The following is a 14,130-nucleotide window of genomic DNA, read 5'->3' as shown; positions in this document are numbered from 1 at the left end:
GTACGATCCATTTGCCTCAGAAGAGTCACAAGCGTTTCCTCCCTGGAAATTGGAGCTGGGCAATCGAGCGTTACAGGAGGCCTTGCTAACCTCGCCTGAATGGCTAAATAAGTTAGACGAACCAATGCCAGTATGGGCTGTTTTAGCGGTTGCCCTGCGACTACTGGACAAACAGCGAGAGAAGCCATGAGTCATAAATAAAAATCAAAAGCCCCATTGCCACAAGCAAATCTCGTGGATAATGGGGCTGTTCCGTATAAAAATGCAGTTGCCTCAGTCGTACGTTGCTTGAGCACGTTGATCAAATCATTTGAGACCTGGACAGCGAATAAAACCTTCCGTCCACCATCCGAATCCCCAGATCAACGCAATATTCCAATCCTTGCGTCACTCCGTACAAAATCCATTCGGAAGAACGGTGGTTGATATCAAAATCAGTGTAAAGGTCAGTGCCATCATTTCGGATCTCTTTGCGGTACGTCACATCAAAAAGGCGTAGGACAAAAGGTAGTTCAGCAAACGGAATAGCAAACTTTCGCTCTATTTCTTGCTCGAACTCCTTCGTCATGCTCCACTCTGCCTGAATGGATTGCTCATCTTTCCAGGCAATGCGTATACTCGGGCCTTCTACATCCGTGGACGATCGCGGGGGATTTGTCTCCATTCGCTCCCATCGTTCCTTTCTTTCATGTACTTGCTATCACCAAGTATATTGGCTTTTCCGTATATTATAGCACGGGGACATGCAAAGTGGAAACGCATCCAAGCCATAATTTTTAACGCCCAACTGTAAATGTATTTTCCCCGACGGTTACATAAGAAGTGAATTTCTCGGATTTCATTTGAACTTGTACTTTATAAGTGCCGTATGCTTCGAGTTTCGTAGATACAAAAGGCTCAGAAAAATAGAAGCTGTTTGCATTTTGTGTGGAGTATTTCCACTCTTTCCCTTTGGACACTTCTTTTCCATCCGGTCCGACCAACACGAGTTGCATCCGCAAGTCTTTGGCTACAGGCGCGTCATCAACCTCTACGAACACGTTAAACGTACGAGGCACATTTTTGTCGCTGTATCCTTTGACAGGGTTGCTGAAAACAACATTTTTATTGCGGGTCTGCTGAATCCCTTCGACCACAATAATATTTACGTTTGGCTTAATCACTTGCAATTTGCCAGATTGCTGATCGTAATCGGCGAAACCACCGAGCTTGTTCACTATTGTTTCAACCGATTCGGCCTTGGATGCTGGCATTTCACTCGCTACGGTTTCCGCACCGAAAAATACGCGCATCGCACCCTCTCCCAGCGCAGTAGTGCTCCCCACCCCTGCTGCTACAGTCAACGCCAACAAGGCCGATAACCATGCTTTTTTCATGTCAATAATCCTCCTGTATGTGTGCGCGGCAGCGCTTGTTTTTCCGGAATTTCTTCTCTCTAGTTTATACGTTTGGAAAAGGAAATAGTTGTGCTGCCCTGATAAGTTTTTTCAACAATATCCACATTATCCACAAGCACAAAAACCTTAGGAAGAAAGACTTATGCACAGAGATGTTAGTAACTACTTCTTACTCTTGACCAGAATACGGTTGGGAATGACACAGAAAAAAGAGCGGCTATCCAGCCACTCTTTTTTTGCTCCTGACACCTGCTACTCCTGTTGCGAAAGCCATGTAAAATACCGGGAGACCAGTCGAATGGCCACCTCGATCGCGTCATCGTTCGGCTCAATTTTGGAATGGTGCAAGCCGTACGGCGTTTGCACCCCAAGCCAGAATAAAAAGCCGGGAATTTCTTTCAAAAAGTAACCGAAGTCTTCTCCAGTCATGGCTTCCTTGCAGGTGATGAGAGTTACATCTTCACATTGTTCCTGTACCCATTGCATGAAGTCTGTCGTTAGCTGCTCCTCGTTGTAAACCTGGCAGTAGCCAACTCCGTAGTCAATCGCTGCCCGGCAATCAAAGCCTATTTCCACTCCCTTTACGAGAGATTCAATGCGGCTCTTGACGAGTGCCATCGATTCCATTGAAAAGGTTCGGATGGTCCCTTCTAGCCTGGACTTCTCTGCGATGATGTTCTGCTTCGTCCCGCTCTCCAGCTTGCCAATCGTTACGACAGCTGAATCCAATGGATCCATATTGCGCGAAATAATCGATTGAAGCTGTGTCACAAGATGGCTTCCTGCAACCACCATGTCATTCGCCTGGTGCGGGAAGGCTGCATGCCCCCCTTTGCCAACCAAATCAATGTACAACTCAGAAGTGTTGGCAAACAAAATTCCTGGCTTCGTCGCAATATGGCCAACTGGATATTCTGGCGCGATATGCAAGGCAAAAATGTAGTCTGGTCGCCACCCTGCAAACTCTTCACTTTCCATCATCGGCTCAGCACCGCCAGGACCTTCTTCTGCCGGCTGAAAGAGGAACAGCAAATCATCTGCTATCGGATGCTCGGTAAAATGCGTCAGGAGGCCAAGAGCGATCGCCATATGCATGTCATGCCCGCATGCATGCATGTATCCTTCATGAATCGAGCGAAACGGATAGGACGTTTCCTCTACGATCGGCAGGCCATCCATATCCGTCCGCCAGGCAATTAATCGTTTAGGCTTTGTTCCTGCCAGCTTGACCAAAATGCCTGTCCGCCACGTTTTGATCTCGATTCGCTCTTGTGGAAGCTTTTTCAAATAATCGAGCAAGTATTGTTGCGTCTTCACTTCAGCGAAGCCTGGCTCCGGTATTTGGTGCAGGTCTCGGCGAATTTGTGTAAACAAGGAAGTCGTCATGCCCTACGCCTCCTTTTTCGTACCTGATCTTACTTTTAATTGCTCCTCAAACACGGCAAGGAAACGGTCCACATCGGCTTTTGTCAACGTCAGTGGCGGAAGCAGACGAACAATCGTTTTCTGCGTCACGTCAACGAGAATTCCTTCGTCAAGCAACGCTTGCTGCAAGTGGCTTACCTCTTCCGGAGTGGAAGAGAGCGGAATTCCAACCATCAAGCCTTTTCCGCGAAGGGATTGCAGCTGATCTGGAAGACGTGTTCGCAACGCTTCCAAGCCCGACCACAGGTATGCGATGACTTCTTCTACGTGAGCGATGAAGGCTGGATCAAGCAATTCATCCAACACGACATTCCCGAGAGCAGCAGACAGTGGTGATGGTGCGAACGTCGTTCCGTGATCCCCTGGTTTGAACTGGTTCATCAGCTTTGGACCAGCGATGACACCGCCGAGCGGAAGCCCTCCCCCTATGCCTTTGGCAAAAAGGATAAGGTCTGGCATTACGCCTGCATGCTCATAAGCAAACAGCTTTCCTGTTCTGCCCATTCCTGTCTGGATCTCGTCCATGACAAAGAGCATGCCTTCTTGTTCACAGATCGCAGCTACCTCTCGCAAGAATGCTTCCGTTAACGGCACGACACCACCGGAACCCAAGACTGGCTCCATGAGGACCGCAGCGGGCCTTGCTTCCTGGCAAATCGCTCGCAATCCTTCCGTGTCCTCCACATCCAGTTCATAAACAGGAAAAGCCGGCTGAGGAAAGTCTTGATAGACGTGAGCCTGCCTCGTCAAACGCACTGCTCCGAGTGTTCGCCCGTGAAAGCTGTTGCGTAAGACAACAATGCCTTCACGACCTGCTCCCTCGTTCTTCGTCCATTTGTGAATCAGCTTGATCGCAGTCTCTGTAGCCTCTGCACCAGAGTTGGTGAAAAACACTTTCCCACTAATGCTGTTCGCAACCAAACGCTCGGCCAAACGAATAGCCGGTGTGTTTAAAAATACATTGGATATATGCAAGAAGCGCTCTCCCTGCTCACGCAAAGCCTGTACAATGCGCGGATGAGAATGCCCCAGAACGTTTACAGCAAGGCCGGTAAACAAGTCGAGATAGCTCTTCCCGTTCGTATCGTACAAGTAATTTCCTTCGCCTTTTTCTATGGCAATCGGAAGTCTTTTGTAAGAGGAGACGATATATTGTTCATCGAGCGAACGCCAGTCCATGTGCACTCTCTCCCTTACAGCTGACGTAGCTCCTGCTTGATCTCTGTCTTGGAACGAGTTTTTTCATCGATTTGCTTGATCACACGTGCAGGCGTTCCCGCAACTACTACGTATGGAGGTACATCTTCAATCACGACAGCACCCGCTGCAACGACAGCACCTTTTCCTACGCGTACACCTTCCAGAATGACAGCATTTGCTCCGATGACAACATCGTCCTCGACAACAACTGGCTGTGCAGATGGCGGCTCGATAACGCCCGCGATAACCGATCCCGCGCCGATGTGGCAGTTTTTCCCGATGGTTCCACGTCCACCTACTACAACATTCATGTCGATCATCGTACCTTCACCGATGACTGCACCGATGTTAATGGAAGCACCCATCATGATGACCGCATTATTACCGATTGTCACTTGGTCACGGATAATTGCGCCTGGCTCAATACGCGCTTGAATCCCTTTTGTATCCAGCAATGGAATAGCGGAGTTGCGACGGTCGCTTTCTACCACATAATCTTCAATTTTGTCTGCGTTAGCCGCGAGCACTGGCTCAATCTCTTTCCACTCACCAAAAACAACACCAGTAGGACCAGTAATGAAAGCTTTGGAGCTCGCACCGAAGTCGATTCCCTCCAGGTTCCCTTTCACATATACCTTCACTGGTGTTTTCTTTTCGCTTTTTTGAATAAACGCGATAATTTCGTTAGCATCCATCATGTTCATAGTTACATCCTCCTCAAAATAACAGCATGGTAAATCAAAAAAAGCAATGAGTGCATTCGCTATCTCATTGCTTTTGATACTACATAAGCAAATCATAAATAGCGCTCCACAAAAAGACTTGAGGTCCCTTGTGACAGGATGTTCATTTTTCATGAGACACCCCAGCCTGTGCTACGTAGGGGCATAGCATAAGCTTCGGCGCTTTAGCCTTTCTTCCTTCTCCTGCCCCCTGGCAGATTGCGAAAAGACTTACTCTTCTTCGGCGCACCTCTATTTAGAGTATATTATTATAATTTTATTTAACTCTACCAAAATCAATGAAACGTGGCAATAAGAAAAAAGTTATTGACAACGATTCTCATTTTCATTAATTTTATTTGTGAGAATGATACTCATTATCTAATTGGAGGTTTTACGTTTTATGAGCATTTTGATGGTATACGCGAGCATGACAGGGAATACACAGGAAATTGCTGAAGCAATTGCAGAAGGTATTCGTTCAACTGGTGCTGAGCTGGAGATAAAAGAAGTGATGGATGCGAACGCAAAAGAACTCGAAGCTTACGACGGAATCTTGCTTGGTGCCTACACATGGGGTGATGGCGAATTGCCAGACGAATGCCTGGATTTTTATGAGGAAATGGACGATATTGACCTCAGCGGGAAAAAGGTAGTTGCTTTTGGCTCTTGCGACTCCGCTTACGAGCATGTCGGTGCAGCTGTTGATATTTTGCTGAAAAAGGCGAGCGAGCGTGGTGCGGAAACTCCTTTGGAAGGTTTGAAAATCGAGCTTTCTCCTACTGCAAAAGAAGTGGAAACTTGCAAAGCATTTGGGGTATCGTTTGCTGAATTGCTCGGCTAATTGATGTTTCCCAAATACTCTGGCACATGATATACTATCAATCCAACTTTTTAAGGAGGATTGATCTCATGTCACTACATACAGACGAGATTCTCTTACGGCCTCTCCAACAACAAGACGCAGCCGAGCTCCTAGAGCTTCGGCTGCGTAATCATGACTTTCTCCAACCATTTGAACCGATCCGCCCCGCTTCATTTCTGACCCTTCCAGGACAGCAAGAACAGATTTCGCAAGCACAGAATGATTTTGAACGTGGCACAGCCTATGCTTTCGGCGTATTCACACGAGAATCCGGAAAGATGATTGGACGTGTAGCGTTGTCGAATGTCGCACGCGGCGCGTGGCAAAATGCTACGATTGGCTACTTTATGGATCAGGAGTGCAATGGCAAAGGCTATACGACAGCAGCAGTAAATCTCGCCCTTCACTTTGCTTTAATGGATGCTGGGCTGCACAGGGTACAAGCTGCTGTTATGCCTCGCAATCAAGCTTCCATTCGCGTCTTGGAAAAAAACCGTTTTCGCCAAGAAGGACTGTCGTTACGCTATTTGCAAATTAACGGTGTATGGGAGGACCATCTCCTCTACGCTCTTACTGTTGAGGAGTGGTCTCAGTAATTTCCTCGCTCTTTTCGCTCTCACGTAGCCGCTCCAGGATGCGCCGTTTGCGGTACAGCATCATCCCCGCTTCGGCGACATCCTGGACGGTTGAGCGGTTCAAATACGCCCCAAACAAAATACCTGCAATGGGCACCATTTGAAATAACTTTTTCCACCCAAAGTTTTCAGTGTACGTTACCACGACTTCACGCCATCCCTGCAATTGCGCCATTACCTCTCTCTGCGCATTTGGATCATCAAAGCGGGAGAGCTCAGCGAGTATCGCTTTTTTCCCTACAATGTCTGATGAAGCAAACTGCAAGCATTTGACGACGAACAGCCGCTCCCTCTTCTCTTCAGGTCGATAACCATAGGCAAGAGCCATCTCTTGTAATACTTTTAGGGATGTCCCCATCAACAACGGGATATCGATCGCGAGGGTAAAAATCCCTCCGAAGCCAGTCGTGGCACCTTGTACCGTTGCAAAATTCGCACGTGAATCCTTTAGCTCCATTGCGACATCATTCATGATCGTAAGCGGTACAGCGGCAATCTCCTCTTTGCCAATAACAGACGTGCCCTGTCCCTCTACTCGTTTGCCAAACCGTTTGTAAATCGGTTCATCCTGCACCAAATAAGTTCCACCTGTCTCAAGAAAGGCTGCCATTTCATCTACGGCTTTTCCCAGCTTCTCTTGAACGAAAGCAGGCGTAATCCGATCTAATAGAACAAAAGGAAGTCTGCCAAGCTTTTCCCAGAACCACAAGTCGTTCTGGTCCTTCTCCCAAGCCTCCACTTCACGTAATGCCGTAACTAATGTCTCCCTAGACTCCCTCAAACCCAACAACCTCCCTGGCTGCTCATTCAGATTCTCCTCGCTTCCACTGACATTGGTTGCGCAAGATAGACTTGATGTAGTCCTGCAACTCTTCTGACGTGGCGTGAGAGACGAATTCTTTTTTATTTCTTACGATTCCCAGCTTCAAATGTTTCACTTGCTCTCCTTCGATTCGAAACCCGAACTTTTCCAAGATCGCCTTCTGCTCGTTTGTCACAGGACTTCCTCCCCTTGTAGTCGAAAACCCCCATGCCAAAATGCAAGGGGGTCTACCTACCTACTTCACTTCAATTGTAATCGTCAATGTTTCATTGCGCTCATTTACATCGGTTTTCTTCGTGTACTTTCTTTTGGAGTTGATAACCGTGCAGGTCTTGTTTGTGAGCGTATTCGTTACCTTGATCTTGTATTCTCCAGGCTTATCCATATCGATATACCTTTTCAAATTCAGTGATTCAAGCCCCTCGCCATCGTCGCCATCACCTTTGCTAGGCTTGATGCTAGCGATCTCTTCCTCCCCGGAAAAGATCTCGATCCGATTTTCTGAGGAAATGGTACCGTTACTGTGCTTCCGACTGGCACCAATACCGATCTCGCCATGTTTCCATTCAAATTTCGGCATATAGTAGGCCTTCTTTTCGCTCTTATCCCTGATCTTTTTGGATCCGACAAGCTCAGCATGAGTAGCGATCAGCCTTAGGTCTTCCCATTCTTCGAGATTATCGCCTGCGTTCACGGTAATCTTTTGTCCGTCCCGGTATTCCTTGCCGCTCTCGCTTCGAAGAAGAAGTGGCGAGCTTGGCGGACTTACCCCTGTATCACCCGGCTCACATGCCGGATACGACTTGATTGGAGGCAAATCTTCTATCACTTGAACGTAGCCGCACCATACTTGCGCCGGGTCTCTTTTGCTATAGTAGTTGACTTTGTAGCGACCTGGCTTATAACCGGACAACAGCAATGCCGTGTGATCCCAATTCAATTTGCTCTCGTCGACAATGACGTTATCGATCGCCCATACACCCGGCCCCTCATCATCATCCGCTTCACTTCCATATTCGATGTGCTCGGCAGCAGTTGCCAGCCAGATCACATGAACAGGATTCTGATACAGCTTGACTGTATTATCAGAGGAATACAGGTTCATCTTTTCTACCCTCGGTGTTGATTGCTCGTTCTGCTTCATCAACACATCCATCGTAACATTTCCAGTAGCAGGGCCGCAGGCATTTGGTGCACCTGGTATTTGTATTTGAACCGTTGTCGCCGAAGTATCGCCCCACATAGACGATGTCTCTTTTTGCACCGAAACAGGCTCAAAGGTAACAGCGATTGTGATTCCAGCCAGTCTCTCAGGAATGTCCACCTCAAAATGTTGCGCGTCTGTCAAGGTTTGTCCTGTTCCGTTCACCGACCATCTTCCTGGGATGGGCGAATACAATGAAACCTTCCCTGGTGCTGCTGGAGCTGTTATTTTCTGATCTTGCGTCAGCTTTTGACCGCTTGTATCCGTTCCCATGTACAGTTCTGCAACGCCTACCTGAATCGTCGTCATCCAAGGTGACATGGTTGTATCATCCGGAACAAAGAGGAGTTCATATTGCCCCGTCAACAATGTCCCCGTCGAAAATACTGTCGCAGGAACAGACCTCATCTCTGTACTCGTGGACTTATTTGTTAATTTCCATGTGCCCGGTACAGAACTGGTAAAGTCGTGTGAACCCATCATTCCAAAAATCGCCGTTTGCCCGCCACTTGGTACTGGTTCTCCCTCTGCCTTTTCCCCATTAAATATGCTCGGGTAATTTTTGGCCTCTACCATAAATCGCACATGCAACGTGCTGCTCTTCCCCTTGGCATCCGTCACAATAAAGGTCAAGGTATGCGAGCCAGCAGACAGCTTTTGTGCTGGAATAGTAAACCGAGGTACTTGCCATTTGAATGAAGTCTGTGACGAGGTATTTTCGGCTTGATACTCCGATAACTCTACGCCATCCAATAAAACTTGCTTCCGATTGAGGTTGGTTCCACTTCCATAAGTGGTCTGTATCACGTCAATATCAAGTGGTGTCTCTGGAGGAAGAATAAACTCATCGTTCTTCACCCAGTTCCAACCATTTGAATCCAGTCCTGCAACCTGATAATCGTTAAAGATAACCATATCGTGAACAGGCTGCTGCCGGATTGGCTTAGATACTTGGCTGTTTTTTTTCATGGATGCTGTTGCCCCGGCCCCCATGGCTGGCGGTACTGACACACCTGATAAAAAGGTGCCAGTTGCCAAACACACTAGAAGTGCTTTTACAACCCATTTTTTCACGAATTGTCCTCCTACTTTCTTCCTTACAATTTTTCAACTGTGATCATTCGACAAAAACAGCGAAATATCCTTTACAACCATAATGCTTTTTCTCGTGCTTGATATAGTTAAATACTATTCAGTTTATAATTTATATAGATTTGACTTATATCTCCCCAGTCGGTAAAAATGGATGAAAGGGAGGGGATTCAGATGGTCCAAACCAATCAATGGAATGCCGGACTGTACGACGCCAAAATGAATTTCGTTTCTGAATACGGCAAAGGGTTAGTGGACTGGCTACAGCCGGCTCCTGGAGAAAGCATTCTTGACTTAGGCTGTGGAACAGGCGACCTGTGTGCTCAACTATCGCTTGCAGGAGCAAATGTGACAGGAATCGATTTTTCTACCGCCATGATTGAGACTGCTCGCCAAAAATATCCTCCGTTTGCCTTTGAAGTAGCCGATGCGCATACGTATCGTACAGATGTCCGTTACGACGCTGTCTTTTCCAATGCCGCACTCCACTGGATGAAACGTCCTGCAGAAGTCATTGAAACCATTTGGTTGGCTCTTGCTCCCAGTGGACGCTTTGTTGCCGAATTTGGAGGACACGGCAATTGCGGACAAATCACAAAGGCATTGCGAACTGTATTGGCGCGAAAAGGAATATCTGCTGATGAGCGCTCACCTTGGTATTTTCCCAGCATGGGAGAGTACACGACCCTTTTGGAGAAGCAAGGCTTCCATGTCGTACTTGCCTCCCATTTTGATCGTCCGACAGTCATGGCTGATGGGGACTTGGGGCTTTCGCATTGGCTGAATTCTTTTTGCAGTCCTTTTTTTGCGGGACTGTCCTCAGATGAAATCCAGCAAGTATGTAGGGAAGTCACTGACTTACTGCGTCCTGCCCTGTTTCAAGAGGGTCACTGGGTGCTCGATTACAAGCGTATTCGCGTCCTTGCCCATAAGAAATCAGAGAATGATACTCTTCATGGGGGAGCTGCACGATGACCCGTATTGCCTGTCTCCATGGACATTATTCGAATATTTCCCTCTTATCAGATGCGTTCGCAGCCTTTGAAGTAGAGCTCATTCATTTTGTTGATCCAGGTTTACTCCTACAAAACGCGGGAACCCCTATCCATACCAAGGAACAAGCACATGTCAAATTACGTGATCAACTAGCCTGGATGCAAAGCTGCGCGGTCGATGCAATCGTGATTACTTGCACGCAGTATGCCGCACTGGTAACACCTGAGGATGAGGCAACTGCCACTGTTCCCATCTTCACAATCGATGGACCTTTTTTTCACGAGCTTGCACGATATACTGAGCCACAAGTTCTTCTGTTCTCCAATCCCGCTACTGTCCAACCTACGATGGAGCGTCTCGCACAACACGCCCACTCCCACAACCTTCATCCAGAGATACAAGTAACCATCGTTGAAAATGCTTTTGCCCTGCTCATGGAAAACAAGCAGGAAGCGTACAGAGAAGCGATTAAAGACGCCCTGTATCAACTCCATCATACGTTTCCAGACCAGCCTATTGCAGTGGCACAGCTCTCCATGGCACCTGTTGCTGATCAGTTTGCGAAGGAAAACGGCTGTACAATTTCCCATCCTTTACATAGTTTGACGTCGCAAATGTCCGCAACGTTACGATTGCGTTCAAACCGTTGAAAAGCGTAAGCGTGTAAAAAACAGCCCCGTTTGCTCAGGTCTTTGGCCAGTGGCAACGGGGCTGTCGCTATAAACACAATTCGATTGGCTTTTACATGCCTTCGGAGTTGGTCACCAGAACCTCTTCTCCCTCTTTCAAGCCGCCTTTGATTTCAATAAAATCAAATCCTTCAATACCGATTTCTACGTCTTTCGGCATTGGATCTCCGGTGCTCGGATCTTTCACCATTACCGTTCCTTGACCTGGCCCCAGAATTTCAACCGCATTGCTTGGCAAGCGCAGGACATTCTGTGCTTGGGCGACGATAATATCGTTGTCTCCCGTCATCCCATGCTTAAAATCAGCCTTGTCTAGCAGTTCCACTTTTACCGCGAAACGAACTTCCTTGTCTTCTTTTTTCCCTTCTTTCGGGAGCTCTATGACTTTGCCTTTAAACGGCTCGGTACCAAATGCATACACATAAACATCGACATTTTGTCCGATTTTAATCTCGGGAATATCAAGCTCTCCAACGGCTGCCACAAAGTAAACAGAAGTCGTGTCCATAATAATGGCTGCAGGATCTGATCCTGGCGCTTCGCCTTGTTTAACACCTAGCTTGGTGATTACACCGCCAATTGGCGCTGTTACTTGATTCTTCGCAATTTCACGCTTTTTCTGCTCCATGTTCAATAAGGACGTTTTTAGCGCGAGCTCTTTTTCCATCAGCTCCATACCGGACGCTTCCATATCCATCTTGAACAGTTGTTGTCCTACTTTGACTACATCGTCCTTTTTTACGTCGATCTTGCCAATTTTTCCGTGAGTACCCGCCAAAATTTCTATTTCATCAGGCAACTGGAATTCTTTCTGATTACGGCTTACATATAAGAGGCCCTTATCATCCGTATACTGTACCACACCCTTGTCCCCAACATAAATGGCCCCAGGCTTCTTAACCAATACCTCGACATTGTGAATTCCGCCAGCACCTTCTACTTTTTCACCTATTCTATCCACTTCCGTAACAACACCATCCACAAAATACATGGAAGTCGGAATGAATACCTTCACTTTTTGACCTACACTGAATCGTTCAGACTCATAGGAGGTAAATTGCCCAATTATTTTCAAATAGTCGGTATTAGCAAGCTTGACTACTACCTGCTCCGGTCTTACATCTTGCCCTTCTTCTACAAGGACCTCAACCACTTTTCCTTCTTTAGTAGCCGTGATCTTGTCTTTCTTTTGTTTAATTTCACTTAGCTCTTTTTTCGCCTTTAAAATGTCCAGCTCCAGCTTTTGAATTTCTAACTGTGCATCCGAGCTATCGATCGTGAACAAAACATCGCCTTTTTTTACGGACTGCCCTTCCTTAACTAGCACACGTTGCACCTTGCCGCTGAGCTCTGGCTTGACTTCCTCACGCGCCTTCGCTTCCACTGTACCTGCTGAGTTGATCGTCTTCTTGACGTCACCACGTTCCACGAGCGCTGTCGGGAAGTTCGGTTTTTCTTCTGGCTTTTCTTCTGTAACCTCTTCGCCCTTGAAGTACGAATAGCCGTAATAGCTTCCCCCTCCAAGAACGGCCACGACTGTGGCGATAATGATCCATTTTTTCTTGTTCATCTTACGTTCCTCACATTTCATCACTTATTCAGATCGAATCGCTTGCAGTGCACTTAAACGAGACGCACGGATCGCCGGGAAGATTCCCGCCAACACCCCAATAATAAAGGAGAAGCCAATCGCAAAGAATGCCAGCCAGCTCGGAATGACCGCCAATTTTGTTGGCTCAGCCTCTGGATCACCACCACCACCACCGTAGCCCATGTTCAGACTATCCAAGAGACCGCCAGACGCTCCGAAGTAATTCACGAGCTCAACCGCTCCCCACGCCATGCCGAGACCAGCGAGTCCACCAATTAAACCAATAAAGCCTGATTCCATTAAGAACAGCCAGCGAATATTCAACACAGTGGCTCCGATTACTTTCATGATACCAATCTCTTTGGTTCTCTCTAAAATCGACATGATCATCGTATTGACGATTCCAATGGTTGCGACGAGCAAAGAGATTGCTGCAATTCCTCCGAGGACCATCTGAATCACGAAGAAGAAGTTATTGATGGTTTCCAGCTCACGTGCAGGCGACCATACTTCAAAGCCCTTTTCCTTCAACGCTTTGACTACACCCTCTACCTTTTCACGAGATTCTACCTTGACTGTAATTCTGTCAAATTCAAAGGTATCCTTTTTGGCTTTATCGCGTGATCTGCGCGATGCTCCCTCTTCGACTTCGTCACCTCGACTGCGCGTGACCCACTCGTTCAGCTCTTTCACTACGTTAATCGGTACATAAACCGCGGCTGACGAGTTACGTTCTTCAGACTTTTTTAATTGACCGACAACCTTCACACGCAGTTCTTTTTTCTCGTATTTCGGTTCATCGTCGATGCGATATTCGCGTGACAAGATGAGAGTCCCTGCTCTGTCTACGAGATTGAAGGCCAGTGCTTCTCCGCCCCCTATATCAGGAGGTGGCATCTGAGACATTTCATGCCGTCCAGCTCCGGCCTTTCTTCGCCGTTCCTCGCGCTTTTCCTTTTCTACGTCGCGCATTTCTCTGGATACATCGAAAGCAACCACTATCTCTTGTGGGGCGCCTGTCAGATAGCTTCCTTTTTCAATGTCATTTTTGCGATAGGCAGCCGACTCATTCACATCCACCCCAATTAGCTGTACGTAACCTTCTCGTCTACCTACCTTAAGCTTCGCTTGCTCTCGTAATTCTTTTATCGGCATAACTGCCTGAATGCCAGAAATCTTTTTTAATTCCTGCACCGCTTGCATATTCAGCTTCTTGACTTTATCCTCCGGAACATCAATCCATTCGCCATTTTCCTCGTACCAACGCAATGGCTCGACGTCCATCTCTGTCAAGTTTCCGAAGTTCTCCAAGCTTTTTACTGCACTTTCCTTAAGCCCTAAACTAAGTGCCATCATCGCGACGATTGCAGCCGTCCCGATCATAACACCAACCGACGTGAGGGCTGTCCGCAGCTTCATTCGCCACAGGTTCCTCCAGACGATGCGAAAAGAATCCATTACCTTCACTGTTTGTTCACCTCATACCCTCGC

At 47.4% G+C, this 14,130-nt stretch carries 14 protein-coding genes and 1 riboswitch; of the genes, 4 read left to right on the top strand and 10 right to left on the bottom strand.

The window, feature by feature from the left end; all coding sequences use genetic code 11:
• Positions 1 to 301 precede the first annotated feature (301 nt).
• From HP399_RS11345 to dapD, 5 genes are all read right to left on the bottom strand, one after another.
• Positions 302 to 664 carry a DUF4912 domain-containing protein gene (locus HP399_RS11345; protein WP_007723202.1) on the bottom strand — a complete coding sequence of 121 codons (363 nt, stop codon included), beginning with the start codon at positions 662 to 664 and terminating at the stop codon, positions 302 to 304.
• A 112-nt stretch (positions 665 to 776) separates the two neighbouring features.
• Positions 777 to 1,376, bottom strand: a complete 600-nt coding sequence (locus HP399_RS11340) for a hypothetical protein (protein ID WP_007723201.1) — start codon at positions 1,374 to 1,376, stop codon at positions 777 to 779.
• A 273-nt stretch (positions 1,377 to 1,649) separates the two neighbouring features.
• Positions 1,650 to 2,783 (bottom strand): N-acetyldiaminopimelate deacetylase, encoded by a 1,134-nt coding sequence (locus HP399_RS11335; protein WP_173617169.1) that lies wholly within the window; start codon positions 2,781 to 2,783, stop codon positions 1,650 to 1,652.
• A 3-nt stretch (positions 2,784 to 2,786) separates the two neighbouring features.
• A complete protein-coding gene (locus HP399_RS11330) occupies positions 2,787 to 4,001 on the bottom strand; it encodes an aspartate aminotransferase family protein (protein WP_173617168.1) in 1,215 nt (404 codons plus the stop codon).
• 14 nt (positions 4,002 to 4,015) lie between these two features.
• Positions 4,016 to 4,726 (bottom strand): 2,3,4,5-tetrahydropyridine-2,6-dicarboxylate N-acetyltransferase, encoded by a 711-nt coding sequence (dapD, locus tag HP399_RS11325; RefSeq protein WP_007723196.1) that lies wholly within the window; start codon positions 4,724 to 4,726, stop codon positions 4,016 to 4,018.
• A 91-nt stretch (positions 4,727 to 4,817) separates the two neighbouring features.
• A riboswitch (Lysine riboswitch) is annotated at positions 4,818 to 5,007 on the bottom strand.
• A gap of 140 nt (positions 5,008 to 5,147) precedes the next feature.
• Between dapD and HP399_RS11320 the strand changes: the two genes are divergently transcribed.
• On the top strand, positions 5,148 to 5,588 hold the full coding sequence (locus HP399_RS11320; RefSeq protein ID WP_007723194.1) for a flavodoxin: 441 nt from the start codon (positions 5,148 to 5,150) through the stop codon (positions 5,586 to 5,588).
• 68 nt (positions 5,589 to 5,656) lie between these two features.
• Positions 5,657 to 6,205: a GNAT family N-acetyltransferase gene (locus HP399_RS11315; protein ID WP_173617167.1), complete on the top strand. Its 549-nt coding sequence runs from the start codon at positions 5,657 to 5,659 to the stop codon at positions 6,203 to 6,205.
• Here HP399_RS11315 and HP399_RS11310 read toward each other — a convergent pair.
• The 3 genes from HP399_RS11310 to HP399_RS11300 are packed head-to-tail and all read right to left on the bottom strand — an operon-like array spanning position 6,180 to position 9,345.
• Entirely contained in the window at positions 6,180 to 7,034 is an 855-nt protein-coding gene (locus tag HP399_RS11310; protein WP_173617166.1) for an EcsC family protein, read from the bottom strand. The genes HP399_RS11315 and HP399_RS11310 overlap by 26 nt on opposite strands.
• Before the next feature lie 13 nt (positions 7,035 to 7,047).
• Positions 7,048 to 7,242, bottom strand: a complete 195-nt coding sequence (locus HP399_RS11305; RefSeq protein WP_228088500.1) for a hypothetical protein — start codon at positions 7,240 to 7,242, stop codon at positions 7,048 to 7,050.
• A gap of 60 nt (positions 7,243 to 7,302) precedes the next feature.
• Positions 7,303 to 9,345: a hypothetical protein gene (locus HP399_RS11300; protein ID WP_173617164.1), complete on the bottom strand. Its 2,043-nt coding sequence runs from the start codon at positions 9,343 to 9,345 to the stop codon at positions 7,303 to 7,305.
• A 192-nt stretch (positions 9,346 to 9,537) separates the two neighbouring features.
• Between HP399_RS11300 and HP399_RS11295 the strand changes: the two genes are divergently transcribed.
• Together HP399_RS11295 and HP399_RS11290 are read left to right on the top strand one after the other, a co-directional pair.
• Positions 9,538 to 10,338 (top strand): class I SAM-dependent methyltransferase, encoded by an 801-nt coding sequence (locus HP399_RS11295; RefSeq protein WP_173617163.1) that lies wholly within the window; start codon positions 9,538 to 9,540, stop codon positions 10,336 to 10,338.
• Positions 10,335 to 11,009: a hypothetical protein gene (locus tag HP399_RS11290; protein ID WP_173617162.1), complete on the top strand. Its 675-nt coding sequence runs from the start codon at positions 10,335 to 10,337 to the stop codon at positions 11,007 to 11,009. Before HP399_RS11295 ends, HP399_RS11290 begins: the two co-directional genes overlap by 4 nt.
• Positions 11,010 to 11,100: 91 nt before the next feature.
• Here HP399_RS11290 and HP399_RS11285 read toward each other — a convergent pair whose 3' ends face one another.
• Both HP399_RS11285 and HP399_RS11280 read right to left on the bottom strand, forming a co-directional pair.
• Entirely contained in the window at positions 11,101 to 12,618 is a 1,518-nt protein-coding gene (locus HP399_RS11285; RefSeq protein ID WP_173617161.1) for an efflux RND transporter periplasmic adaptor subunit, read from the bottom strand.
• Positions 12,619 to 12,642: 24 nt separating this feature from the next.
• Entirely contained in the window at positions 12,643 to 14,106 is a 1,464-nt protein-coding gene (locus HP399_RS11280; RefSeq protein ID WP_173617160.1) for an ABC transporter permease, read from the bottom strand.
• Positions 14,107 to 14,130: the final 24 nt, after the last annotated feature.

It is taken from the genome of Brevibacillus sp. DP1.3A (assembly GCF_013284245.2).
GTDB lineage: Bacteria > Bacillota > Bacilli > Brevibacillales > Brevibacillaceae > Brevibacillus.
Note: the sequence above shows the minus strand (reverse complement) of the source record. Positions and strands in the feature narration are given on the sequence as shown.